Origin of the sequence: Burkholderia pseudomultivorans (assembly GCF_001718415.1) — a bacterium.
GTDB classification, from domain to species: domain Bacteria; phylum Pseudomonadota; class Gammaproteobacteria; order Burkholderiales; family Burkholderiaceae; genus Burkholderia; species Burkholderia pseudomultivorans_A.
This window is the reverse complement of sequence record NZ_CP013377.1, coordinates 1,675,761-1,697,726: the sequence shown is the minus strand read 5'-3', so window position 1 is coordinate 1,697,726 and position 21,966 is coordinate 1,675,761. Positions and strand designations below refer to the sequence as shown.

19 protein-coding genes are annotated in these 21,966 nt (G+C 70.7%); 5 read left to right on the top strand and 14 right to left on the bottom strand.

Annotated features, from left to right (window positions below):
- Positions 1-33: 33 nt before the first annotated feature.
- The 7 genes from WS57_RS07185 to WS57_RS07155 form a co-directional block, all read right to left on the bottom strand.
- Positions 34-990, bottom strand: a complete 957-nt coding sequence (locus WS57_RS07185; RefSeq protein ID WP_059602993.1) for an ABC transporter substrate-binding protein — start codon at positions 988-990, stop codon at positions 34-36.
- Between the two features lie 37 nt (positions 991-1,027).
- The gene (locus WS57_RS07180) at positions 1,028-2,215 is read right to left on the bottom strand and encodes a c-type cytochrome (protein WP_069243965.1); all 1,188 of its coding nucleotides are present in this window, start codon (positions 2,213-2,215) and stop codon (positions 1,028-1,030) included.
- 83 nt (positions 2,216-2,298) lie between these two features.
- Positions 2,299-3,114 (bottom strand): ABC transporter ATP-binding protein, encoded by an 816-nt coding sequence (locus tag WS57_RS07175; RefSeq protein ID WP_069243964.1) that lies wholly within the window; start codon positions 3,112-3,114, stop codon positions 2,299-2,301.
- Positions 3,108-4,193 carry an ABC transporter permease gene (locus WS57_RS07170; protein ID WP_069243963.1) on the bottom strand — a complete coding sequence of 362 codons (1,086 nt, stop codon included), beginning with the start codon at positions 4,191-4,193 and terminating at the stop codon, positions 3,108-3,110. Before WS57_RS07170 ends, WS57_RS07175 begins: the two co-directional genes overlap by 7 nt.
- 4 nt (positions 4,194-4,197) lie before the next feature.
- The gene (locus tag WS57_RS07165; RefSeq protein ID WP_060300365.1) at positions 4,198-5,232 is read right to left on the bottom strand and encodes an ABC transporter substrate-binding protein; all 1,035 of its coding nucleotides are present in this window, start codon (positions 5,230-5,232) and stop codon (positions 4,198-4,200) included.
- Positions 5,233-5,264: 32 nt separating this feature from the next.
- Complete coding sequence (locus tag WS57_RS07160) at positions 5,265-6,104, bottom strand: class II aldolase/adducin family protein (protein ID WP_060334406.1); 840 nt, start codon at positions 6,102-6,104, stop codon at positions 5,265-5,267.
- Between the two features lie 21 nt (positions 6,105-6,125).
- Positions 6,126-7,211, bottom strand: coding sequence for an LLM class flavin-dependent oxidoreductase (locus WS57_RS07155; protein ID WP_059515642.1), 1,086 nt, complete (start codon positions 7,209-7,211; stop codon positions 6,126-6,128).
- A 263-nt stretch (positions 7,212-7,474) separates the two neighbouring features.
- On the opposite strand from WS57_RS07155, the gene WS57_RS07150 reads away from it, so the two are divergent.
- Positions 7,475-8,740 (top strand): acyl-CoA dehydrogenase family protein, encoded by a 1,266-nt coding sequence (locus WS57_RS07150; protein WP_069243962.1) that lies wholly within the window; start codon positions 7,475-7,477, stop codon positions 8,738-8,740.
- Positions 8,741-8,877: 137 nt separating this feature from the next.
- On the opposite strand, the gene WS57_RS07145 is transcribed toward WS57_RS07150, so the two are convergent.
- Positions 8,878-9,795 (bottom strand): LysR family transcriptional regulator, encoded by a 918-nt coding sequence (locus tag WS57_RS07145; protein ID WP_069243961.1) that lies wholly within the window; start codon positions 9,793-9,795, stop codon positions 8,878-8,880.
- Positions 9,796-9,857: 62 nt separating this feature from the next.
- Here WS57_RS07145 and WS57_RS07140 point away from each other — a divergent pair, with 62 nt between their 5' ends.
- Positions 9,858-10,424 (top strand): cysteine dioxygenase, encoded by a 567-nt coding sequence (locus tag WS57_RS07140; RefSeq protein ID WP_069243960.1) that lies wholly within the window; start codon positions 9,858-9,860, stop codon positions 10,422-10,424.
- Positions 10,425-10,521: 97 nt separating this feature from the next.
- Positions 10,522-12,147: a rhodanese-related sulfurtransferase gene (locus WS57_RS07135; RefSeq protein WP_069243959.1), complete on the top strand. Its 1,626-nt coding sequence runs from the start codon at positions 10,522-10,524 to the stop codon at positions 12,145-12,147.
- 66 nt (positions 12,148-12,213) lie between these two features.
- Here the strand turns inward: WS57_RS07135 and WS57_RS07130 are convergent, their stop codons facing one another.
- Complete coding sequence (locus tag WS57_RS07130; protein WP_069243958.1) at positions 12,214-13,359, bottom strand: glycerophosphodiester phosphodiesterase; 1,146 nt, start codon at positions 13,357-13,359, stop codon at positions 12,214-12,216.
- A 332-nt stretch (positions 13,360-13,691) separates the two neighbouring features.
- Here WS57_RS07130 and WS57_RS07125 point away from each other — a divergent pair, with 332 nt between their 5' ends.
- Complete coding sequence (locus tag WS57_RS07125; protein ID WP_069243957.1) at positions 13,692-14,756, top strand: phytoene/squalene synthase family protein; 1,065 nt, start codon at positions 13,692-13,694, stop codon at positions 14,754-14,756.
- A 474-nt stretch (positions 14,757-15,230) separates the two neighbouring features.
- On the top strand, positions 15,231-16,448 hold the full coding sequence (locus WS57_RS07120) for a porin (RefSeq protein ID WP_009695090.1): 1,218 nt from the start codon (positions 15,231-15,233) through the stop codon (positions 16,446-16,448).
- 109 nt (positions 16,449-16,557) lie between these two features.
- Here the strand turns inward: WS57_RS07120 and WS57_RS07115 are convergent, their stop codons facing one another.
- The 5 genes from WS57_RS07115 to WS57_RS07095 are packed head-to-tail and all read right to left on the bottom strand — an operon-like array spanning position 16,558 to position 21,832.
- Complete coding sequence (locus WS57_RS07115; protein ID WP_059602975.1) at positions 16,558-18,066, bottom strand: efflux transporter outer membrane subunit; 1,509 nt, start codon at positions 18,064-18,066, stop codon at positions 16,558-16,560.
- A 10-nt stretch (positions 18,067-18,076) separates the two neighbouring features.
- Complete coding sequence (locus WS57_RS07110; protein WP_009688473.1) at positions 18,077-19,231, bottom strand: ABC transporter permease; 1,155 nt, start codon at positions 19,229-19,231, stop codon at positions 18,077-18,079.
- Complete coding sequence (locus tag WS57_RS07105; RefSeq protein ID WP_009688474.1) at positions 19,228-20,175, bottom strand: ABC transporter ATP-binding protein; 948 nt, start codon at positions 20,173-20,175, stop codon at positions 19,228-19,230. Before WS57_RS07105 ends, WS57_RS07110 begins: the two co-directional genes overlap by 4 nt.
- A complete protein-coding gene (locus WS57_RS07100; protein ID WP_059602972.1) occupies positions 20,172-21,137 on the bottom strand; it encodes an HlyD family secretion protein in 966 nt (321 codons plus the stop codon). The genes WS57_RS07105 and WS57_RS07100 overlap by 4 nt, the downstream gene beginning before the upstream one ends.
- On the bottom strand, positions 21,134-21,832 hold the full coding sequence (locus WS57_RS07095) for a TetR/AcrR family transcriptional regulator (protein WP_069243956.1): 699 nt from the start codon (positions 21,830-21,832) through the stop codon (positions 21,134-21,136). The genes WS57_RS07100 and WS57_RS07095 overlap by 4 nt, the downstream gene beginning before the upstream one ends.
- Positions 21,833-21,966: the final 134 nt, after the last annotated feature.

Below are 21,966 nucleotides of genomic sequence, written 5' to 3'. Positions count from 1 at the left end.
CCGGACCCGTTTTGTGTCGTTGGGCCGCCGCCGTCACGCGGACAACGGAAAGCCGTGGTCGAACGTCGCGCGTACGTCGAGCGGCTGGCGCAGCAGGCCCGCCTTCAGGTAGAAATCGGCGGTGCGCTGCTGTTCGGCGACGATCGTCGCGTCGATCGGCTGCCAGCGCGTGTGGCGTCGTTCGAACTGCAGCTTCGCGGCGGCCGGCGGGATGCCGATGATGCGCGCGAGCGTCGCGGAATAGGTGTCGACGTGGCGGTACGACCACGTTTGCGCACGGACTACGCGTTGCAGGAAATCGCGCAGCACGTCGCGCTTCGACGCGATCGCGGCATCGGTCGCCGCGACGTAGCTGAGACCCGACCACAGGCCGCGGCCGTCGACCAGCACGCGCGCGCGGCCGCTCGTCTCGGCGAGCGCCGTATAGGGTTCCCAGGTCGCCCACGCGTCGATCGAGCCGGTCGCGAGCGCGAGCATCGTGTCGGCCGGCGGCAGGAACCGGAACGACACCGCATCGGGCGGCAGGCCGGCCGCGTCGAGCGCCTTCAGCGTGACGAAATGGCCGATCGAGCCGCGCGTCGTGCCGATGCGCTTGCCCTGCAGGTCGGCCGCGCGCCTGAGCGTCGCGTCGGGCCGCACGAGCACGGCGGTGCCGTACGGATCGGAGCGGTTCGCGCCGATCACCTTGATGCGTGCGCCCGACGCGAGCGCAAAGATCACCGGCGCGTCGCCGATCGGCCCGCAATCGACGGCAGCCGCGTTCAGCGCCTCGGCGAGCGGCGCGGCAGCCGGAAACTCGGTCCACGCGATGTCGTACGCGAGGCCGTTCAGTTCGCCGGCGGCCTCCAGCAGCGCGCGCAGCCCGCCTTTCTGGTCGCCGGCGCGCAGCAGCGGCCGTGCGCCGGATTGCGCGTGCAGTGCGGCCGGCGCGGCAGCGAGGGTGGCAAGTGCGCTGGCCTGCGCAAGGAAATGGCGTCGGGTCGGATTCATCGTGAAGTCGATTCGGTCGAGAAACGGGTTCGGGAATTCAGTGCGGCAAGCCCGCCTGCACGTCGCGCACAGGTTCGGCGTCGACGCGCTGCAGCAGCGCGGTCAGCGGGTCGCGATCGCCGGGGCCGGTGCGCGACGGCGGCCGCGCGCCGGCGTCGGCGCGGCACAGCAGGTCGGCGTCCGACCATCCGGCGCTGCCCGGCAGCGCGCGCGCCCGCAGCCAGCCGCGGCGATCGGCGAGGAACTGCGTGCCGCCGAGCGCATCGGGCGCGACGCCCGCGATCGTCGCGAACGCCTGCCACGCGTCGGGCGTCGCGGCGACGCAGTTCGCGCGCGCGTCGGCGGCGGCTGGTATCGGCGCACCCTGCGTCGTGACGAGCAGCGTCTGCCAGCGCGGATCCTCGGGCGGCGGCGCCGCACCCGTTGCGAGCGCAACGATGCGCACGCGCTGGCCGTCGCGCCAGCGCGCGAGCGGCTGCGGCGCGGCGTAGCCGCAGCGCACGTCGAGCGCGGGCAGCGCAACCGGCACCGGCCACGCGCCTTCCGCCCGCGCGCCGCTGCCGGCCGCCAGCGCTTTCAGGTAATCGAGCACGGCCCACGTGTCCTGCGCATCGAGCGTCGCGGCAAAGCCCGGCATCGACGGCGCGCCGCCTGCGTCGCGCGTGCCGTGCCGCACGCGCCAGAACAGCTCGCCGTCGAGGCGACGGGCCAGCAGCGTGCCGGCGAAGGTCGGCGGCCAGTGCGCGAGCGTGGCCGCGAGCGGCCCTTCGCCGCGGCCATCCGCGCCGTGGCATGCGGCGCAGCGGCTCGCATACAGCCGCGCGCCGTGCATCACGCTCGCGACCGAGAACGGCACGGGGTTGCGTTGGAAACTGGTCGGCACCGCAGGCGCGAGCCACAGCGACGAAGGCGGCCACGGCGCAAGCCACGCGGCGGCCAGCGCGACGATCGCGCAAGCGAATCGCCGCTTGCGCGACGCGATTGCGACGAGTGCGAACCCGACGGCGAGCGCAGTCGCCGCACACGCGAACGCGAGTTGCCGCGTCAGCGCCGCGTCGATGCGCAGCGTTTCGAGCGCGATCCGGTGCGCCCACGGCCATGCGGCCTGGCCGTCGGCGTCGCCGCTCAGGCCGAGCGCATGCAGCGTGCGCGCGAGTGCGGCCTGCGCGCGATACAGCAGTTGCAGAAACGCGAGCGTCCAGTCGGAGAGCGGCGGCCCGTTCATGCGCGAAGCGGCCGCCGCGATGCGGCCCGACGACCGACGTGACCGACGAGCGCGACCCGGCCAGCGAATCCGGCACCGCGCATCTACCAGCTCGCATCGAGTCCGAGATGCCGCAGCGCTTCGTGGCGCAGCTCGGCGAGACGCGGATCGCCGCGATGACGCGGATACGGCAGGTCGACGCGCAGCTCGGCGACGATGCGCGCGGGACGCGGCCCGAGCACGATCACGCGTTGCGCGAGGAACAGCGCTTCCTCGACGTCGTGCGTGACCAGCAGCGCCGAGAAGCCGTCGCGCTGCCACAGCGCGGTCAGTTCGGCCTGCATCGTGAGCCGCGTCAGCGAATCGAGCTTGCCGAGCGGCTCGTCGAGGATCAGCAGGCGCGGGTCGTTGACGAGCGCGCGGGCGAGTGCGACGCGCTGCGCCATGCCGCCGGACAGCTGATGCGGAAACACGTTCGAGAAGTCCTGCAGCCCGACCCGCGCGAGCGCATCGTCGACGCGATGCTGCGCAACGCGCGCCACGCCGCGCGCCTCGAGGCCGAGCGCGACGTTCGCGCGCACGCGGCGCCACGGGTAGAGCGTCGGGTCCTGGAACACGACGATGCGCGACGGGTCGGGCCGCTCGATCGGCGTGCCGTCCTGCGCGATCGTGCCTTGCCGCGCGGCATCGAGGCCCGCGACGAGGCGCAGCAGCGTCGATTTCCCGCAGCCGCTCGGGCCGAGCAGCGCGACGAATTCGCCGGCCGCGACCGACAGCGTCACGTCGTCGAGCACGGGCAGCGGGCCGCCGGGCGCGTCGAACGCGTGGCTCACGCGGCGGATGTCGATGCGGGCGCCGCGCGGCGGCGTGCCGGCCGGCGATGCCGAAACGACAGGTTCGAGAGCGGCGACGTCTACCATTTGACGGTTCCTTTCTGCCACGCGAGCACACGATCGCGCACCGCGAACAGCAGCGCGATCAGCCCGGAAAACAGCAGCGCCATCACGAGCAGCGCCGCATACATGTTCACGTACGACGCCCAGCCCTGCGCCCAGCTCAGATACCAGCCGAGCCCGGACTTGACGCCCATCATCTCGGCGACGACGAGCACCGTGAACGACGCGCTCAGCCCCATGAAGATGCCGACGAACACGTGCGGCAGCGCGGCCGGAATCGCGACGCGCAGTACGAGGAAGCGCGCGTTCGCGCCGAGCGTGCGCGCGACGTCGTAGTACTGCCGGTTCACGCTCGCGACGCCGGACCAGGTCAGCACCGCGACCGGAAAACCGGTCGCCAGCGCGATCAGGAACGCGGCGGCCGAATAGCTCGACGGGAAGAAATAGAAGGTAAGCGGCAGCAGCGCGGTGGCCGGCACCGGGCCGAGCACGCGCAGCACGGGATGGACCCAGTAGCCGATCCGGCGCGACCAGCCGATCGATACGCCGACCGCGAACCCGACTGACACGCCGTACGCGAAGCCGAGCGCGAGCAGCTTCAGCGTGTTGCCGGCGCTGCCGGCGAGGCGCGGCCAGTCGTCGACATAGACTTCGATCAGCGCTTGCGGCGGCGCGAAGAACGGCGTCGGCAGCCAGCCGGTTTTCGCGGTGAGGATTTCCCATGCGGCGAGCGCGAGCGGCAGCGCGACCAGCCACGGGCCGGCCGGTCGCAGGCGGGCGAGCCGCACGCGCGACGCGGCCAGCCGGTGGCCGAGCGTCGCGGCGACCAGCAGCAGCGCGGCGATCGTCCACGCGGCGGTGCCGAACGTGTCGGTGTAGGCCCAGTCGGTGAAGCCGACGATGCGGTTCGGCCACAGCCGCGTCACCGCGCCGAGTGCGCCCCACGCGAGCGCGGCGACGATGCCGGTCGGCCAGGTCCGCGCGCGGCGCGCTTCGGCCGCGAGCGTGGCCTCGCATGCGGTGCAGGCCGCGCGGGAAGCAGCGGGGGCGTGGGCCGGCGCGGACGTGGCGCGCGGCGCGGCGGTCGGTTCGAGCGTCGACATCGCGTTACCCCAGCACGTTCGCATAGACCTGCTGCGCGAAGCGCTGCGGGTCCGTGCTTTTCTTCAGCACGTTGATGCGGCGGAAATCGTCCGCGTAGAACGCGATTTCCTGCTGCAGGTCGACGTTGGTCGGATGATGCGTATAGGTCAGCGTCGCGTACAGCTTGCGCAGGTCGTCCGGGCTGATCTTCGGCGAATACTTCGCGAACACCGTCGCGGCCTCGTTCGGGTTGTCGTGCGTGAACTCGGTCGCCTGCACGATCGAGCGCGCGAGCGCCGCGGCGGCCGGCCGGTCGTTGCGCACGAGGTCGCCGCGCGCGCCGATCACGCAGCACACCTTGCGCGCGTATTCGCCCGACAGGTTGGTCGCGAGTTCCGTATACGCGCCTTGGGTGCGCTTTTCGAGCAGGTAGAGATTCGGGTCGCCGTCGGCGATCGCCTGGATCTCGCCCTTGTCGACCGCGACGCCGAGCAGGTCGGCCGGATACTGCCGCCACGTGATGTCGCGTTCGGGATCGATGCCGTTCTTCGCGAGCAGGATCGAGAAGAAATGCTTGCCGGGCGCGGCGAGATCGCTGACGCCGACCGTCTTGCCCTTCAGCGCCTGCAGCGTCGTGACGCCGGCCGCCTTCGCGCCGACCAGCCGCACGCAGCCGCCGTGCGAGCTGCCGATGATCTTCACGTCGAAACCCGCTTCGAGCGGCTTCAGCCAGCGGTGGATCATCCCGACCGCCGCGTCGGCCTTGCCGGTCGCGATCGATTCGAGCAGCTGGTCGGTCGAGCCGCTGTAGTTGATCAGGTCGACCTTCAGGCCGTTCTTCTCGAAGAAGCCGCGCTCCTGCGCGACGACGATCGGCGTCAGGCAGAACGCGTTCTGGTTCCACGCGAAGGTCAGCTTCTTCAGCGGCGGCGCGGACCACGCCTTGCGACCGAGCGTGATCGCGGGCGCGGCGAGGGCGGCCGCGCCGGCGGCGCGCAACAGTCGGCGGCGCCGGTCGTCGGGCGCAGCGTTCGGCGCGGTGGCGGGCGGGTGGGTCATCTTATGGTCTCCGTTCGTGCGGAAGGGGATGCTCAATCGAGCAGGTCGGGTTCGTCGGCGACGACACGCGCGAACAGGCTGTCGAACGCGTACAGCGCGCCTTCGGGGCCGCCGATCTGGCCGTGCGTGTGACGCGCGGTCGCGTGGTCGATCGGTTGCGGCGTGCCGGCCGCCTCGGCGAGCAGCTGCGTATGCGCGGCGTTGTCGAGCGCGATGTACCACCACGCGGCGGCCTCGACGCTCGGCCCGGCCGTCAGGATGCCGTGGTTCTTCAGGATCACGCCCTTGTGCGTGCCGCCGTCGGGCTTCGCAAGCGCGTGCGCGATGCGCGCCCCTTCGTCGGTGTCGACGACCATCCCCGTGAAGTCGTCGAACAGCGCGTGATCCTCGTAGAACACGCACGCGTCCTGCGTCAGCGGATCGAGCGTGCGGCCGAGCGTCGACCACGCCTTGCCGTAGGTCGAATGCGTATGCGCGGCGGCGACCAGGTGCGGATGCGCGTCGTGGATCGCCGCATGGATCGCGAATGCGGCCTTGTTCAGCGGCCGGCTGCCGATCGCGGTTTCGCCGCGTGCGTTGACCAGCAGCAGGTCGGAGACCTTGATCTGCGAGAAATGCACGCCGAGCGGATTCACCCAGAAATGGTCGGGCAGCTCCGGATCGCGCGCGGTGATGTGGCCGGCGAGCCCCGACGCGAAACCGTAGCGCGCGAACAGCCGGAACGCGCCCGCGAGCCGCTCCTGCCGGTGACGACGCTCGGCGGCGACGTCGCTGCGCGGCGCGGGCGGGTCGAACCAGAAATGCTGGCGCGGCGATTCGGCGAGCACGAGGCCCGACGCGGTGCGCACGGGCGAGGAAAGAACGGCGGACATCGGGTCGGTCTCCGTGGTTCGTCAGGCCGCGCGGCGGGCCGCGTCGCGTGCCGCGACCGCGCTGCGCACGCGCGGAATCAGTTCGCGGCCGTAGTCGATCGCATCTTCCAGCGGATCGAAGCCGCGGATAAGGAAGGTCGTCACGCCGAGGTCGTAGTAGTCGAGCAGCGCGTCGGCGACCTGCTCGGGCGTGCCGACCAGCGCGGTCGAATTCGAGCGCGCGCCGGTGAGCTGCGCGATCTCGGTCCACAGCCGCTTGTCGACGCGCGCGCCGCGCTCGGCCGCGGCCAGCAGCCGGCGCGCGCCTTCGCTCTGCTGCGGGCCGCCGGCGCCGAGGCCGGCCGCTTCGCGCAGCCGGCGCGTTTCGTCGAGGATCCGGTGCGCGCGGGCCCAGGCTTCGTCCTCGGTCGCCGCGAGGATCGGGCGGAACGACACCGAGAAACGCACCTGCCGGCCGTGCTTCGCGGCTTCGGCGCGCACGCGCGCGGTCAGGTCGCGCACCTGGTCGAGCGATTCTCCCCACAGCGCGTAGACGTCCGCGTGCTTGCCGGCCACCGCGAGCGCGGCCTCCGATGCACCGCCGAAATAGATCGGCACGTGCGGCCGCTGGAACGGCTTCACTTCCGAATAGCCTTGCGTGAAGCGGTAATGCGCGCCGTCGTGATCGAACGGCCGCGCTTCGGTCCAGATGCGGCGCAGGATGCCGAGGTATTCGTCGGTGCGTGCATAGCGCGCGTCGTGATCGAGATAATCGCCGTCGCGCTGCTGCTCGCTGTCCGAGCCGCCCGAGATGAAGTGGACCGCGAGCCGCCCGCGGCTGAACTGGTCGAGCGTTGCGATCTGCCGTGCGGCAAGCGTCGGCGCGGTGAAGCCCGGACGATGCGCGAGCATGAAGTGGATGCGCTCGGTCGCGGCGGCCGCGAACGCGATCGTCAGCGTCGCCGACGGGCCGGTCGAATGATGCGGAACGAGGATCCGGTCGAAGCCGGCCGTTTCATGCGCGCGGGCAAAATCGCGCACGTAGTCGGGATCGACCGCATTGCCGGTCGGCGGATGGATTTCCGACTGCTTCTGACTCTGGATCATGCCGATGAATTCGACGCTCATCTGGGTCTCCGGGGCTGAGGGCGGCCCGACGCGGCGCACGGGCCGGCTGCGGGCAGGAATGGAGCGCAGATTACCGCCGCGATCATGCGGAATGGAAATAATCAATCCCGATTTGAATATCAGATTTGCATGGTTTGGGCGGCGTGGCGTTGCGCCTACGCTGTGGGCTCACGATCGATCGGGCGTGACGCGCCGGCGCGCCGCGCGCCGGGTTTGCCGCCCGCTCGATGTCCGTTTTTGCGCTACCGAAGGAATCCGTCCCGATGTCCGCGAGTCCCGCCGTTGTCCCGACGCCGTTGCAGCCGTCGTCGCTGCGCCATCTGCCCGCCGACGACGCGCGCGTCGCGCTGCTCGACCGGCTCGCGCCCGAGCTGGCCGCCGATGCCGCGCGCAACGACGCCGACGGTCGTTTCCCGCACGAGAACTTCGCGCGGCTGCAGCGCGCGGGGCTGATCGCGCAGGTCGTGCCGCGCGAACACGGCGGCGCGGGCGCGACGCTCGCGCAGGCGAGCCGGATCGTGGCGGCCGTCGCGCGCGCCGATCCGGCCACCGCGCTGGTCCTGACCATGACGTATCTGCAGCATCGCGCGCTCGCCCGCGCCGACAACCGCTGGCCCGAGCGGCTGCGGCGCCGGGTGTTCGACAGCGCGGTCGCGCAAGGGGCGCTGATCAACGCGCTGCGCGTCGAGCCCGGGCTCGGCTCGCCGTCGCGAGGCGGCTTGCCCGACACCGTCGCGCGCCGCGACGGCGACGGCTGGCGGCTGTCGGGTCACAAGCTGTACAGCACCGGGATTCCGGCGCTGCGCTGGCTTGCCGTCTGGGCGCGCACCGACGAGCCGCAGCCGCGCGTCGGCGTGTTTCTCGTGCCGCGCGATCCCGATGCCGACGATCCGCACATCCGCGTGATCGAAAGCTGGAACCACCTGGGGCTGCGCGCGTCCGGCAGCCACGAGGTCGTGTTCGACGACGTGCGGCTGCCGGCCGACCACGCGGTCGACGTGCGCGCACCCGAGGCATGGGCCGTGTCGGCCGCGAGCCACGCGGACACCGATGCGCAGGCCGACCAGCAGGCATGGATGGTGGCGCTGCTCGGCAGTCTCTACGACGCCGTCGCGCGCGCATCCCGCGACTGGCTCGTCGAATTCCTGACGACACGCGCGCCGAGCGGGCTCGGTGCACCGCTCGCGACGCTGCCGCGCGTGCAGGAGGCCGTCGGCGAGATCGAGGGCTGGCTGCACGCGAACCGCGTGCTGCTCGACGATCACATCGCGCGCACCGACGCGGGCGAGCCGCCGGCGGTCACGACGAGCGGCCTCGTCAAGCGCAGCGTGACCGAGCATGCGATCCGCGCGGTCGAGCAGGCGCTGAAGCTGTCGGGCAATCACGGGTTGAGCCGCCACAATCCGCTCGAACGCCACTATCGCGACGTGCTGTGCGGCCGCGTGCATACGCCGCAGGACGATGCGATCGCGGTCGCGGCGGGCCGGGCCGCGCTCGATGCGGCGCGTTCGCGCGACACGGCGGCGTAGGCGGGCGCGTGTGGCGGGCAGGCGGGGCGATCAAGCCGGAAGCGGCGGCGATGCATGAGCGGCATGGCCGCGTCGCGCGGCATGGCGGCGGCCGTGCAACGATAAACGCCGGGCCGCCGCGTGGAAGACGTTTGCGGTCACGCGGCCTTATCGCGCGTTTGCGGCGACAGGTCGAACGCCGTGCGCGCCTGCCCGGCGATCGCGGCGAGCGGCGCCGCGAAGCGGGCTGCGTCCTGGCGGCGCAGCAGCCACAGATCGATCTGCGGTTTGAAATCGGCGAGCGGCACGATGTCGAGCGCCGCGCGCAGCGGGCTGTCTTCGACGAGCGGCAACGGCATCAACCCGAGGCCGACGCCGTTCGCGACGCTCTGCAACTGCAGGTCGCGGCCGTACGTGTCGAGCGTGACCGGCATCGGCAGGCCCTGCGCGTCGAGCGCGCGCCGCAGCCCGGCGCGAAAGCCGCAGCCGTCCGGATTGAGCACCCAGCCGCGCGCATGGCAGTCGGCGAGCCGGTAGCTGCGGCGCGGCCAGTCGCCGCGGCGACCGACCACGACGAGCCGCGTGGCGAGCAGCCGGTCGCCTTCGACCTGCGCCGGCAGCGTCATTTCGCGCGCGAGGAACACGAGCGCCGCATCGAGTTCGCGGCGTGCGACCCGCTCGACCAGCATGCCGCCCCATGCGGTCGTGACCTGCGTCGCGAGTGCCGGCCATTGCGTGGTCAACTGCGCGATCAGGCCCGGCAGCATCAGCCCGCCGAGGCCCTGCGTGAGCCCGACGCGGAATTCGCCCGCGGGCGGCTGCCCGCCGGCCGTCAGTTCGCGCAGCGCGTCGACCTCGCGCAGGATTGCGCGGCATTGCTCGAACACCTGCCGGCCGATGTCGGTCGGACGCGGCGGCTTGGTGTTGCGGTCGAGCAGCGTCACGCCGAGCGCTTCCTCGAGATTCTGTACGCGCCGCGTGATCGCGGGCTGCGTCATCCCGAGCTCGGCCGCGGCCTGGCTCAGGGTCTGGCAGCGGACGACTGCTGCAAAAGCGTCGATATCGCTAATTTTCATGTTTGTTCTGCATGGTATTTCAGGTGCATCATAACGATCCATCATATTCGAAGAGGCCGCCGATGAGTACGCTTTCGTTGCATCAGACGCCGTTGCGCCCGTTCGTCGACGGGCTCGATGCACTGCTCGCGTTCGGCGCGAACGAGGCGCGCATCCTCGACGAGGGCGGCACGCTGCTCGCCGCGCTCGTCGCGCACGACGACTGGCTGCCCGACGCGTTCGCGCAGCCCGACCCCGAGCGCTACCGCCAGTACCTGCTGTATCTGGATCCCGACGAACGTTTCTCGATCGTCAGCTTCGTGTGGGGACCCGGCCAGACGACGCCGGTCCACGATCACACGGTGTGGGGCTTGATCGGGATGCTGCGCGGCGCCGAGCTGTCGCAGCCGTACCGGCTCGACGAAGCGGGCCGGCCCGTGCCGTCGGGCGACGCGGTGCGGCTGGCGCCCGGGCAGGTCGAGGCCGTGTCGCCGCGCATCGGCGACATCCATCGCGTGACCAACGCGTTCGCCGACCAGGTGTCGATCAGCATCCACGTGTACGGCGCGAACATCGGCAAGGTCGAGCGCGCGGTGTACCTCGACGACGGCACCGTGAAGCCGTTCGTATCCGGCTATTCGAATGCATGATGCGCGAATGCGTGACGCATCGCCCGTTGCAGGCGCGCACGCGCCGGCTCAAGATGCCGTTCGCGTTTCCTTTTCCTCGACTTCAACCGACCTCACCGTGACGCTATCCGCCGATTCCACTTCACGTTTCCCCACCGCGTCGTACCAGCAGGTACGCGCGCGCCTGCTTGCCCGCGACGAGATCGCGCTGATCGACGTGCGCGAGGAGGATCCGTACGCGCAAGGCCATCCGCTGTGGGCCGCCAATTTCCCGTTGTCGAAGCTCGAGCTCGACGCCTGGACGCGCATTCCGCGTCGCGACACGCCGATCGTCGTCTACGGCGAAGCGAACGGCGAGGATCTCGCGCCGCGCGCGGCCGAAACGCTGGCCCGGCTCGGCTACACCGACGTGCGGCTGCTCGACGGCGGCCTCGCGGGCTGGCTCGCCGCGGGCGGCGAAACCTTCATCGACGTGAACGTGCCGAGCAAGTCGTTCGGCGAGTGGGTCGAGGCCGAGCGGCATACGCCGTCGCTGTCCGCGCAGGAGGTGCAGGCGCTGATCGACGCGAAGGCCGACGTCGTGATCGTCGATGCGCGCCGCTTCGACGAGTACCACACGATGAGCATCCCGACCGCGACCAGCGTGCCGGGCGCGGAACTCGTGCTGCGCGTGCGGGCGCTTGCGCCGGATCCGGCGACGCAGGTGATCGTCAACTGCGCGGGGCGCACGCGCAGCATCATCGGCACGCAGTCGCTCGTCAACGCGGGGCTGCCGAATCCGGTCGCCGCGCTGCGCAACGGCACGATCGGCTGGACGCTCGCGGGCCAGACGCTCGATCACGGCGCGTCGCGCCGCTTTCCGGTCGAGATCGACCCGACGCTGCGCGCGGAGGCGCGCCAGGCCGCGCGCGCGGTGGCCGAGCGCGCCGGCGTGCCGCGCATCGCGCTCGCGGAGGTCGCGGCGCTCGACGAGCCGGGCCGCACGCTGTACCGTTTCGACGTGCGCACGCCGGAAGAATACGAGGCCGGCCATCTGCCGGGCTTCCTCAACACGCCGGGCGGCCAGCTCGTGCAGGAGACCGACCATCATGCGGCCGTGCGCGGCGCGCGGATCGTACTCGCCGACGACGATGGCGTGCGCGCCGACATGACCGCGTCGTGGCTCGCGCAGATGGGCTGGGACGTGCGCGTCGTCGAACCGGCGGGCGCCGCGGCGTTCGCCGAAGCGGGGCAGCCGCCGCGCGACGTGCCCGCGACGCCGCCCGCGACCGAGGTATCGCCCGCGACGCTGGCGGGCTGGCTGAAGGAAGCCGCGCCCGACGACGTGGCAATCGTCGACGTGACCGCCAGCGCGAACTACGTGAAGCGGCACATCCCGGGCGCATGGTTCGCGGTGCGCGCGCAACTGCGCGACGCGCTCGCGGCGATCCCGCCCGCGAAGCGCTACGTGTTCACCTGCGGTTCGAGCCTGCTCGCGCGCTTCGCGGCCGACGACGCGCGTGCGCTGCTGCCCGCGTCGGCGCAGATCGCGGTGCTGACCGGCGGCACGGCCGCGTGGATCGATGCGGGCCTGCCGCTCGAAAGCGGCGAGACGCGGCTCGCGTCGCCGCGCGTCGATCGCTACCGGCGGCCGTACGAGGGCACCGACAACGCGGCGGCGGCGATGCAGGCGTATCTCGACTGGGAATACGGGCTGGTCGATCAGCTGAAGCGGGACGGCACGCATCACTTCAGCGTGATCTGACGTTCGGCGGTGCGATGGGGCGCGATACGGCGAGGGCGGCGCGGTGGCGCACCGCGCCGCCGCCGCTCAGCGCCTGAACGTGTCGACGGCGGTGCGGCCGACGGCCGGATCGTCGGTGAAGAAACCGTCGATCCCCGCGCGCAGGTAGGCCTGGATTTCGCGCACCGAACCGTCGGTGTTGCGCGCGTCCGGCGTGCGGCCGTCCTTCAGCGACGCGGGCAGGAAGTTGTTCTCCGGCCGGAACGTGTACGGGTGCACGACGAGCCCCGCTTCGTGCGCGTGGCGCACGTACTGCGTCGGCTGCTGCAGCGTGCCGTCGGCGCCGACCGCGATGATCGACGTCTTGTACGGGCCGACGCCGTTCGCATAGGTCGCGATCTCGCGCATCCCGTCGCGCGTCGACAGGTCGCCGTAGGTGCGCTTGTCGTTCGCCTTCACGAAGTCGTACGGGCGCTGGTCGGCTTCGTCCATCAGCTGCACGAGCTTCCAGTTCGGCTGGCTCGCGCCGATCCGGCTGCGGATCGCCTTCAGGTTCGCGACCTCGAACGACTGGATGTAGACGGTCGCGGTGCGCGCCGTGTAGGGGTCCTTCAGCAGCGCATCGACGAGACGGTCCTCGAGCGGCAGGCCGATCGACTGGAAGTAGGTCGGATGCTTGGTTTCCGGATACAGGTGGATCGTGCGGCCCGTCTGCGCCGACATCTGCTTCGCGAGCGCGACGATTTCGTCGAAGGTCGGGATCTCGAACTGGTCGTTGTACGCGGTGTTCGCCGGGCGGAGCTGCGGAATGCGCTCGCGGGCGCGCAGCGTCTTCAGCTCGGCGAGCGTGAAGTCCTCGGTGAACCAGCCGGTCAGCGACGCGCCGTCGATCGTCTTGGTCGTCTTGCGGTCCGCGAACTGCGGCAGCGTCGACACGTTCGTCGTGCCCGAGATCTCGTTCTCGTGGCGCGCGACCAGCACGCCGTCGCGCGTCGCGACGAGGTCGGGCTCGATCACGTCCGCGCCGTCGTCGATCGCCTTGCGATACGACGCGAGCGTGTGCTCGGGACGCAGCGCGCTCGCGCCGCGATGGCCGACCACCTGGACTTTCGCGGCAATCGGCCGGGTCGGGTCGGCCACGAGCGTGTCGTCGCCGCCGCAGGCGGCGAGCAGGAACGCGGCGGCGCAGGCGAGCGGAACGTGGCGGACGGCGGTCAGGCGCTTGAAGAGCATGTCGGGGAACCTTTGAAACGGGAATCGGAAAAGGGCGGTCGGGCGGTCGCTGCGGCGGCGCGGCGTTCGCGACGGCCCGCCCGGCATCGAACGGGACGCGATCGTCGCACCGAATCATTGCATATGTATTACTTTCGCCTTTCTCGTTTATTGTGATGCCGCCCTGCGCGTGCATGCGGGCCGCGCGCCGGATGCACTAAACTTGCGGGACTTTTTGCATCGCCGCGCCGGGCCGGACGCCCGTCGCGCGGCGGTGCGGCGACTCGCGGACCGGCGCGTGCGCCCGGCGCCGCGTGCGTCCGGCGTGCGCGCCGGCCGATTTTTCCCGACCCATGACGACTCGTACCGATCCCGCCTATCTGCTCGGCGACCTGCTGAAGAACGTTTCCCGCTCCTTCTACCTGACGCTGCGCGTGCTGCCCGACGGCATGCGCGACCCCGTCGGCCTCGCGTATCTGCTCGCGCGCGCGGCCGACACGATCGCCGACACGGCGCTCGTCGCGCCCGATCGCCGCGCGGCGCTGCTGACCGACCTGCGCGACGAGATCGAACGGCTCGGCGACGGCGCGGCGCTGTCGCGCGCGCTGGAAGACGTGACGCGGATGCAGACCGATTCGCACGAGCACGTGCTGCTCGGCTCGATGGAGCCGATGCTCGCGCTGCTGCGCGCGCAGCCGGAAGCCGATGCCGCGTCGATCCGCAAGGTCGTCGCGACGCTGACGTCGGGGATGGAGTTCGACCTGCGCACGTTCCCCGACGAGCAGTCGGGGCAGGTCGCGGCGCTGCCGGCGCGCGACGTGCTCGATCGCTATACGTACCTGGTCGCGGGCTGCGTCGGCGAGTTCTGGACCGACATGACCGGCATGCATACGCGGGCCGCGCGGCGCTGGAACCTGGCGGACATGCGCGAGAAGGGCATCCGCTTCGGCAAGGCGCTGCAGATGACCAACATCCTGCGCGACTGCGCGAAGGATCTGCGCATTGGCCGCTGCTACTTGCCCGAGGACGTGCTCGGCGCGCACGGGCTCCGCGTGGCCGACCTGCTGGCGCCGGACGCGTCGTCGCGCGCGCGCGGCGTGCTGTTCGACCTGCTGCGCGTCGCGCTCGCGCAGTATCGCGATGCATGCAGCTATACGCTCGCGATCCCGCGCCGTTTCGTGCGGCTGCGGCTGGCGTGCCTGTGGCCGATCCTGATCGGCCTCGAAACGCTCGAACTGCTGGCCGCGAACGACGCATGGCTCGATCCGGCACAGCCGTCGAAGGTGCCGCGCAAGCGCATCTACCGGATCATGGCCTCGTCGCTCGCGATGGTCGGCTCGAATGCGGTGATCCGCACGCGCATCTCGGCGCTTGCCGACGCGGTCGACGCGCGCATTGCCGGCGTCGCAGCGCGCTGAATCCCGGCCGGCGCGCCGAGCCGGGCGCGTCCCTTCGGCCCGCGTTCGCCGGGCCGCTCCCGTTCGATATCCCGAGCATTTCCGGCCGCCGGCATGACGCTTCGGCCGACGAAATGCGCCTGTCACGATCGTCAGCGATCCTGCGCGGTTGCCTGCGTCGCAGCCGTGCGTGGTCGTCGAACACTGTAAGACGGTCGCGCCCGGAGGCGTCTGACGACTTCCGACGGTCGCCGTGCACCCGTAAAAATGTAAAGCTAGGGTTTTCACCGGGAAATGCCGGAAATGCCCGTCGCGTAAGCGTTTTCAGGTGTTATGTAACCGTTTGGTGAACCCGCGCGTTGCGTCGATCATACGATGACCGACTGTGCGTGTTGGGAAATAATCGGTAATCCGTCAGAATTGCGCCGGCATGTACTCGCACATGTGTCACAAGACCACACCAGAAAAGAATCATTCTTTGAGGACGGAGAATCAATGAAAAAGCGCGTCGCTGTCGCCATGACGGCAGCCGGCCTTGCGGCCGCTACCGCCGCCCACGCCCAGAGCAGCGTGACCCTGTACGGTATCGTCGATAACGCTATCGCCTACCAGAACAACTCGTCGGCAGTCGGCGCGACCACGGGCGGTCACTCGAAGGTGCAGATGGCTACCGGCATTTGGGCAGGCAGCCGCTTCGGCCTGAAGGGCAGCGAAGATCTCGGCGGCGGCACGAAGGCGATTTTCCAGCTGGAAGCCGGCTTCAATGCGAACAACGGTACGTCGCAGTGGTCGGGTGGCATCTTCACGCGTCAGGCATGGGTCGGGATGACGAACCCGGTCTACGGTACGCTGACGGCCGGCCGCCAGTACACCGCGTACTACACGCTGCTGTCGCCGTACAGCCCGACGACCTGGCTGACCGGCTACTACGGCGCGCACCCGGGCGATATCGACTCGCTGGATACCAGCTACCGCGCGAACAACTCGCTCGTCTACATGTCGCCGAAGTTCTACGGCTTCACGGTCGGCGGTTCGTACTCGTTCGGCGGCGTGCCGGGCAGCGTGAACCGCGGCTCGACGTGGAGCGCGGCGATCCAGTACCTGAACGGCCCGGCAGGCGTCGCGGTCGGCTTCCAGCGCATCAACAACTCGACGTACGGCGGCGGCGTGTGGGGCGCGAACTCGACGGTCCAGAACGGCCTCGATTCGAACGGCAACGGTGCGGAACCGGCCGTGTCGTCGATCAACAACGGCTATCGCTTCGCCCAGGCGCAGCAGCGCCTGGCCGTGACGGCCGGCTACCAGTTCACGCCGGCGTGGGACATCTCGGTGTCGTACTCGAACGTGCAGTACATCCCGGGCGCGAACTCGGGCTTCGCGAACACGGCGATCTTCAACACCGGCGGCGCCGTGCTGCACTGGAAGGCATCGCCGCAGTGGGACTTCGCGGCGGGCTACTCGTACACGGCGGCAACGCAGTCGAACGGCATCTCGAGCTCGGCCAAGTACCACCAGGTCACGCTGTCGCAGTACTACAGCCTGTCGAAGCGTACGGGCCTGTACGCGCTCGAGGCTTACCAGCACTCCAGCGGCAACACGATCGGCGGCAACGGCGGCATCATCGCCGCGACGACGTCGATCGGCGACGGCGTGGGCGCAGGTTCGAAGCAGAACCAGATCGGCGTCGGCGTCGGCCTGATCCACCGCTTCTGATGTCGCGCGGCGCGCGAGCGCCGCGTCACGTCCGCGGTATCGAAGAAACCGGCTTTCGGGCCGGTTTTTTCATGGGCGGCGCGAAGCCGCACGACAACCGCTCCGTCATTCACTGCGACTGCGACTGCGGCGCATCGTCGATTCCATTTCCCGCCAGTGCCTGGAACAGCGCCGCCGTATCGGTCAGCCGGTCGGCCTGCGCGCGCGTGCGGTCGAGCGACGTCTGCAGCACCTGCCGCTGCGTGTCGAGCAGCTCGAACGTGCTGATCCCGCCCGACGCGTAACGGTCGCCGGCAATCGCGCGGCGCGCCGACGCCTCCTGCGCGGCGATGTCGGTCGCCTGCAGTTCGGCCGCATCGTGTTCCACCGCCCGCATCGCGTCGGCGACCTGCTGCAGCGCCTGCAGCACCGTATCGCGATAACTCGCGAACGCGGCGTCGTACGCGGCCTGCGCCGCGCGTTTTTTCGCGCGCAGCTCGCCGCCGTGAAAGAGCGGCTGCGTGAGGCCGAGCCCGACGTTCCAGATATTCAATCCGCTGACGATATCGGCGATGCGTGTCCGCTCCGAACCGAGGCCGGCCGAGATCGAGAAACGCGGATACAGGTTCGCGGTCGCGACGCCGACGTTCGCGCTCGCCTGATGCAGCAGCGCTTCCGCCGCACGGATGTCGGGCCGCTCGCGCGCGAGCGTCGACGGCAGCGTGACGGGCAAGGTACGAGGCAATGCCAATGCATCGAGATTCAGCTCCGGCAACTCGCCCTCGGCCGGCGGCGTGCCGAGCAGGATCGCGAGGCGGTGATCGGCCTGCGCGAGCCGGGCCGCGAGCGGCGGCAGCGCGGCCTGCGTCTGCGCCAGCAGCGTGCGCTGCGCATGGACATCGGCCTGCGAGACGCCGCCGGCCGCGGCGCGCGCCTCGACGATGCGCAACTGCTGCGCCTGCGCATCGATCAGCTGGCGCGTGAGGGCGATCTGCCGGGCCAGCGACGCGCGCAGGATCGCGGTCGCGACGACATTGCCGGCCAGCGTCAGGCGCGCGGCATCGGCCGTGTACGACTGGTAGTCGACCTGCGCGAGCAGCGCTTCGAGCGCGCGCCGGTTGCCGCCGAACACGTCGAGCGTGTACGACACGTTCACCGATGCGTCGTACAGCGTAAACGGCCCCGGGTTGGGCACGCTGGCGGGCAGGCCGAACGCGGCGACATCGACTTTCTCGCGCGTCGCGGACAGGTTGGCATCGACGCGCGGCAGCATCGTCGCGCCGGCTTGCGCGATGTAGTTCTGCCGCGCTTCGTCGAGCCGTGCGCGGGCTTGGGCGAGCGTCGGGCTGTTGCGCCAGGCGGTATCGACGAGCCGGTTCAGCGGCGCGGAGCCGAACTGCGTCCACCAGCGTGTTAGCGCATGCGCGCTCGGCGCGAACGTCTGCGTGTCGCCGGCCGGGCCGCTCGCGGCCGCGGTCGCCGACGGCGCCGCGCCGCGCGTGTAGCGTTGCGTCGGCGGCGCATCCGGCGTGTGGAAATCCGGACCGACCGCGCATCCGGCCAGCAGCGACGCGGCCGCGAGCGACGCAATGGCGCTCGCACGCGCGGCGGCGGACAGGCGGGGCGGGACGGGCTTCATTGCGCGCACCCTAGTCGAGCGTGCGCCGGTAGAAGCGCAGCGCGACGCCCATCACGACGACGGTGAACAGCGCGACGGGCCACACCGACGGCCACAGGTCGGCCCAGCCGTCGCCTTTCAGCAGGATGCCGCGCACGAGGCGGTTGAAGTAGGTGAGCGGCAGCAGGTTGCCGATGAAGCGGGCCCACGCCGGCATCCCCGCGAACGGGAACATGAAGCCCGACAGCAGGATGTTCGGCAGGAAATAGAACATCGCGAGCTGCATCGCCTGCAGCTGGTTCTGCGCGAGCGACGACAGCGTGATGCCGACCGTCAGGTTCGCGGCGATGAACAGCAGCGCGGCCAGGTAGATCGCGAACAGGCTGCCGACGAACGGCACCTCGAACACGAAGCGCGCGGCCGCGAGGATGATCGACACCTGGATCAGGCCGATGAACACGTACGGGACGATCTTGCCCGTCATCACCTCGATCGGCCGCACCGGCGTCGCGAGCAGGTTTTCCATCGTGCCGCGCTCGCGTTCGCGCGTGATCGCGAGGCCCGTCATCATCACCATCGTCATCGTCAGGATCACGCCCATCAGGCCCGGCACGACGTTGTACTGCGTGATGCCCTCGGGGTTGTACAGCCGGTGCAGCTCGACGTCGAACGCGGGCGGGCGGCCGTTCAGGTGCGCGAGCGGGCCGGTCAGGTCCTTGTCGGCGACGGGCTGCACGAGGCCCGTCAGCGCGCCGAGCGCGGACGCGGTCGCGACCGGATCGGTCGCGTCGGCCTCGACCAGCAGCGACGGACGCTCGCCGCGCAGCAGCCGGCGCGAGAAATCGGCCGGGACGTTCAGCACGAACAGCACGTCGCCGCGCGCGAGCGCAGCGCGGCCGGCCGCTTCGTCGGGCAGCGTCTCGACGATGTCGAAGTACGCGGAGTTGCGCATCGCGGCGATGAAGCTGCGCGCAAACGGGCCCGGATCGGCGACGATCACCGCGGTCGGCAGATGCTTCGGATCGGTGTTGATCGCGAAACCGAACAGCGCGAGCTGGATGATCGGCACGCCGACGATCATCGCGAAGGTCACGCGGTCGCGGCGCAGCTGCAGGAATTCCTTCAGCACGATGCTCCACCAGCGGGCGACCGAGAAGGATTCGTGCAGGCGCGCCCACGTGCTCATGACGATGCCCCGCCGCCCGGGCCGGCCGCGCGGCTCATCATGTAGATGAACACGTCTTCGAGCCCGGTATCGATCGGCGCGACGCGCAGCGACGGGTCGCGCGCGACCTGGGCGAGCGTCGCGTCGAGCGCGGCCGCGTCGTGGCCGCTCACGTGCAGCGCGGAGCCGAACACGACGGTCTGGTCGACGCCCGGCATCGCGTGCAGCCGCTCGGACAGTTCAGCCAGGCGCTCGCCCGTGATCGCGCGGGTCGACAGGCGCTGCGATGCGACGATCTCGGCCGACGTGCCCTGCGCGAGCAGTTCGCCATAGGCGATATACGCGAGCTTGTGGCAGCGCTCGGCCTCGTCCATGTAGTGCGTGCTGACGAGCACCGAGATGCCTTGCGCGGCGAGCCGGTGCAGTTCCTCCCAGAAGTCGCGGCGCGCGGCCGGATCGACGCCCGCGGTCGGTTCGTCGAGCAGCAGCAGTTCGGGCTCGTGCAGCATGCACGCGGCGAGCGCGAGGCGCTGCTTCCAGCCGCCCGACAGCGAGCCGGTGAGCTGGTCGGCGCGGCTCGCGAGGCCGAGCCCGTCGAGCGCGCGCGCGACGACGGCCTGGCGGTCGGCCATCCCGTACACGCGTGCGACGAAGTCGAGATTCTCGCGGATCGACAGGTCTTCCCAGTACGAGAAGCGCTGCGTCATGTAGCCGACGCGGCGCTTGATCTGCGCGCTGTCGCGCACGATGTCGTAGCCGAGGCAGGTGCCGCTGCCGGAGTCGGGCGTGAGCAGCCCGCACATCATCCGGATCGACGTGGTCTTGCCGCTGCCGTTCGGCCCGAGAAAGCCGAAGATCTCGCCGCGCGCGACGCGCAGCGACACGTCCTTCACGACGTGCTTGTCGCCGAAGCGCTTGTTCAGGCGATCGACGTCGATCGCGTAAGGGGCGTGCGGCGCGCTCACGGCACCCTCACGGCGACGGGCTGGCCCGGGTGCAGTTTCGGCGCGTCCGCGACGGCCGGGTGCGCCTCGATCATGAACACGAGCTTGGTGCGGCTCTCGTTGCTGTAGATCACGGGCGGCGTGTATTCGGCGGCGTTCGACACATAGGTGATGCGCGCGGGCACGTCGGCCGCGCAGCCGTCGCAGTGGATCGTGACTGCGCGGCCCGGCGCGAGCGAGCCGACGGCGGCCTCCGGCACGAAGAAGCGCACCTTCAGGTTCTGCGGCGGCAGCATCTGCACGACCGGATTGCCGGCCTGCACCCATTCGCCGACGCGGTAGAGCGTGTCCTGGATGCGTCCGGCCGCCGGCGCGGCGACGCGCTTCTGGTCGAGCTTCCATTGCGCTTCGGCGACGGCCGCCCGAGCGGCATCGACCTGCGCGGCCTGGGCGGCGACCTGCTGCGCGCGGCCCGGCAGGCGCGCGACGTCGACCTGGTTCTGCAGTTCGCGCACTTGCGCGGCGGTGGTTTGCGCGGACGTGCGCGAATCGTCGAGCTGCTGCTTCGAGATGCCGCCCGCCGCGTACTGGCGCTCGTCGCGTGCGAGCTGCGCGGCGGCGCGCGACGCCTGCGCGGCCGCCTGAGCGAGCTGCGCCTTCGTCACGTTGACCTCGGGCGGCCGCTTGCCGGTGCGCAGGTCGGCCAGCTGCGCGCGTGCCGCGTCGAGCTGGTGCTGCGCCTGCTGCAGCGCGGCCGTCTCGCTGACGGCGTCGAGCGAGAATGCGGGCGCGCCGGCCGCGACCGTCTGGCCGCGCGCGACCGACAGCTGCGTCAGCGTGCCCGACTGCGACGACGCCAGGTACACGAACTCGCCCTCGACATAGCCCTGGTAGGTCGGCGTACGGTCGGCCGGTTTGCCGCAGCCGGCGAGCAGCGCGACGGCCGCGACCAGCGTGAGTGGCACGGTGCGCGCCGCATTCACGACGGCCTCCGCGGCGTGCGTGCGCGGGCGCGGGGCCGGGCGGCGGGCGGCTGCATGCCGGTGTCGAGCAGCGCGCGGACATGGCGGTGCAGCACCTCGCGGTCGATCGGCGGAAGCCCGCGTGCGCTTTGCCACAGCTTCGCGGTCGCGAGCGGCAGCATCACGAGCGCGATGATCGAATGGAACAGGAAGGCCGGTTCGAGCGCCGGGTTCAGCGTGCCGGCCTGCTGCGCGGCGCGCACGCGTTCGGCGAACCGCCCGACATGGTCGAGCGGGATGCGCCTGAGCATCCGTTCGCGCAGCATCCCGCCTTCGTGCACGATCTCGCGCAGCCAGATCGACGGCAGCCACGGCATCCGGTGCGTCACGTCGAAGAAGCGGTCGACGAGTTCGGCGACGAGCACGAACGGATCGTCTTCGATGCGCCGATCGGTCGGCCGCCACACGAACGCGATCGCGTGGGCGAGCCGTTCCTCGACGATCGCATCGAGCAGCTGTTCGCGGTTCGTGAAGTAGTAGTGGACCATCGCCGAGGTGACGCCCGCGGCCGAGGCGATCTGCGCGACCGTGGTCGCCGCGATGCCGCGTTCGGCGAACAGCGCGATCGCGACGTCGAGCATGTGGTCGCGCAGGTCGAAATCGTCCACCGACGGGCGGCGCCCGCGCGGCTTGCTGACGGTCGATTTCGCGCTCATGCAGACGACACTAATTGATGAGTTAGTTAATTGCAAGGAAGGGTTTTCGCCGGGGTTGATCGGGATCAGGGGAGCGGCGAACGGGGGCGGGGAGCGCGCTGGGGGCACGCGGACGGCGTGCCGGGGCGCGGCTG

What these genes read in the sequence shown, in the direction of transcription:
- WS57_RS07180 (WP_069243965.1), bottom strand. Translation starts at nt 2,215, where the DNA reads ATGAACGGGCCGCCGCTCTCCGACTGGACGCTCGCGTTTCTGCAACTG.
- WS57_RS07185 (WP_059602993.1), bottom strand. Translation starts at nt 990, where the DNA reads ATGAATCCGACCCGACGCCATTTCCTTGCGCAGGCCAGCGCACTTGCC.
- WS57_RS07140 (WP_069243960.1), top strand. Translation starts at nt 9,858, where the DNA reads ATGAGTACGCTTTCGTTGCATCAGACGCCGTTGCGCCCGTTCGTCGAC.
- WS57_RS07145 (WP_069243961.1), bottom strand. Translation starts at nt 9,795, where the DNA reads ATGAAAATTAGCGATATCGACGCTTTTGCAGCAGTCGTCCGCTGCCAG.
- WS57_RS07125 (WP_069243957.1), top strand. Translation starts at nt 13,692, where the DNA reads ATGACGACTCGTACCGATCCCGCCTATCTGCTCGGCGACCTGCTGAAG.
- WS57_RS07165 (WP_060300365.1), bottom strand. Translation starts at nt 5,232, where the DNA reads ATGACCCACCCGCCCGCCACCGCGCCGAACGCTGCGCCCGACGACCGG.
- WS57_RS07110 (WP_009688473.1), bottom strand. Translation starts at nt 19,231, where the DNA reads ATGAGCACGTGGGCGCGCCTGCACGAATCCTTCTCGGTCGCCCGCTGG.
- WS57_RS07170 (WP_069243963.1), bottom strand. Translation starts at nt 4,193, where the DNA reads ATGTCGACGCTCGAACCGACCGCCGCGCCGCGCGCCACGTCCGCGCCG.
- WS57_RS07175 (WP_069243964.1), bottom strand. Translation starts at nt 3,114, where the DNA reads ATGGTAGACGTCGCCGCTCTCGAACCTGTCGTTTCGGCATCGCCGGCC.
- WS57_RS07155 (WP_059515642.1), bottom strand. Translation starts at nt 7,211, where the DNA reads ATGAGCGTCGAATTCATCGGCATGATCCAGAGTCAGAAGCAGTCGGAA.
- WS57_RS07095 (WP_069243956.1), bottom strand. Translation starts at nt 21,832, where the DNA reads ATGAGCGCGAAATCGACCGTCAGCAAGCCGCGCGGGCGCCGCCCGTCG.
- WS57_RS07130 (WP_069243958.1), bottom strand. Translation starts at nt 13,359, where the DNA reads ATGCTCTTCAAGCGCCTGACCGCCGTCCGCCACGTTCCGCTCGCCTGC.
- WS57_RS07115 (WP_059602975.1), bottom strand. Translation starts at nt 18,066, where the DNA reads ATGAAGCCCGTCCCGCCCCGCCTGTCCGCCGCCGCGCGTGCGAGCGCC.
- WS57_RS07120 (WP_009695090.1), top strand. Translation starts at nt 15,231, where the DNA reads ATGAAAAAGCGCGTCGCTGTCGCCATGACGGCAGCCGGCCTTGCGGCC.
- WS57_RS07160 (WP_060334406.1), bottom strand. Translation starts at nt 6,104, where the DNA reads ATGTCCGCCGTTCTTTCCTCGCCCGTGCGCACCGCGTCGGGCCTCGTG.
- WS57_RS07150 (WP_069243962.1), top strand. Translation starts at nt 7,475, where the DNA reads ATGTCCGCGAGTCCCGCCGTTGTCCCGACGCCGTTGCAGCCGTCGTCG.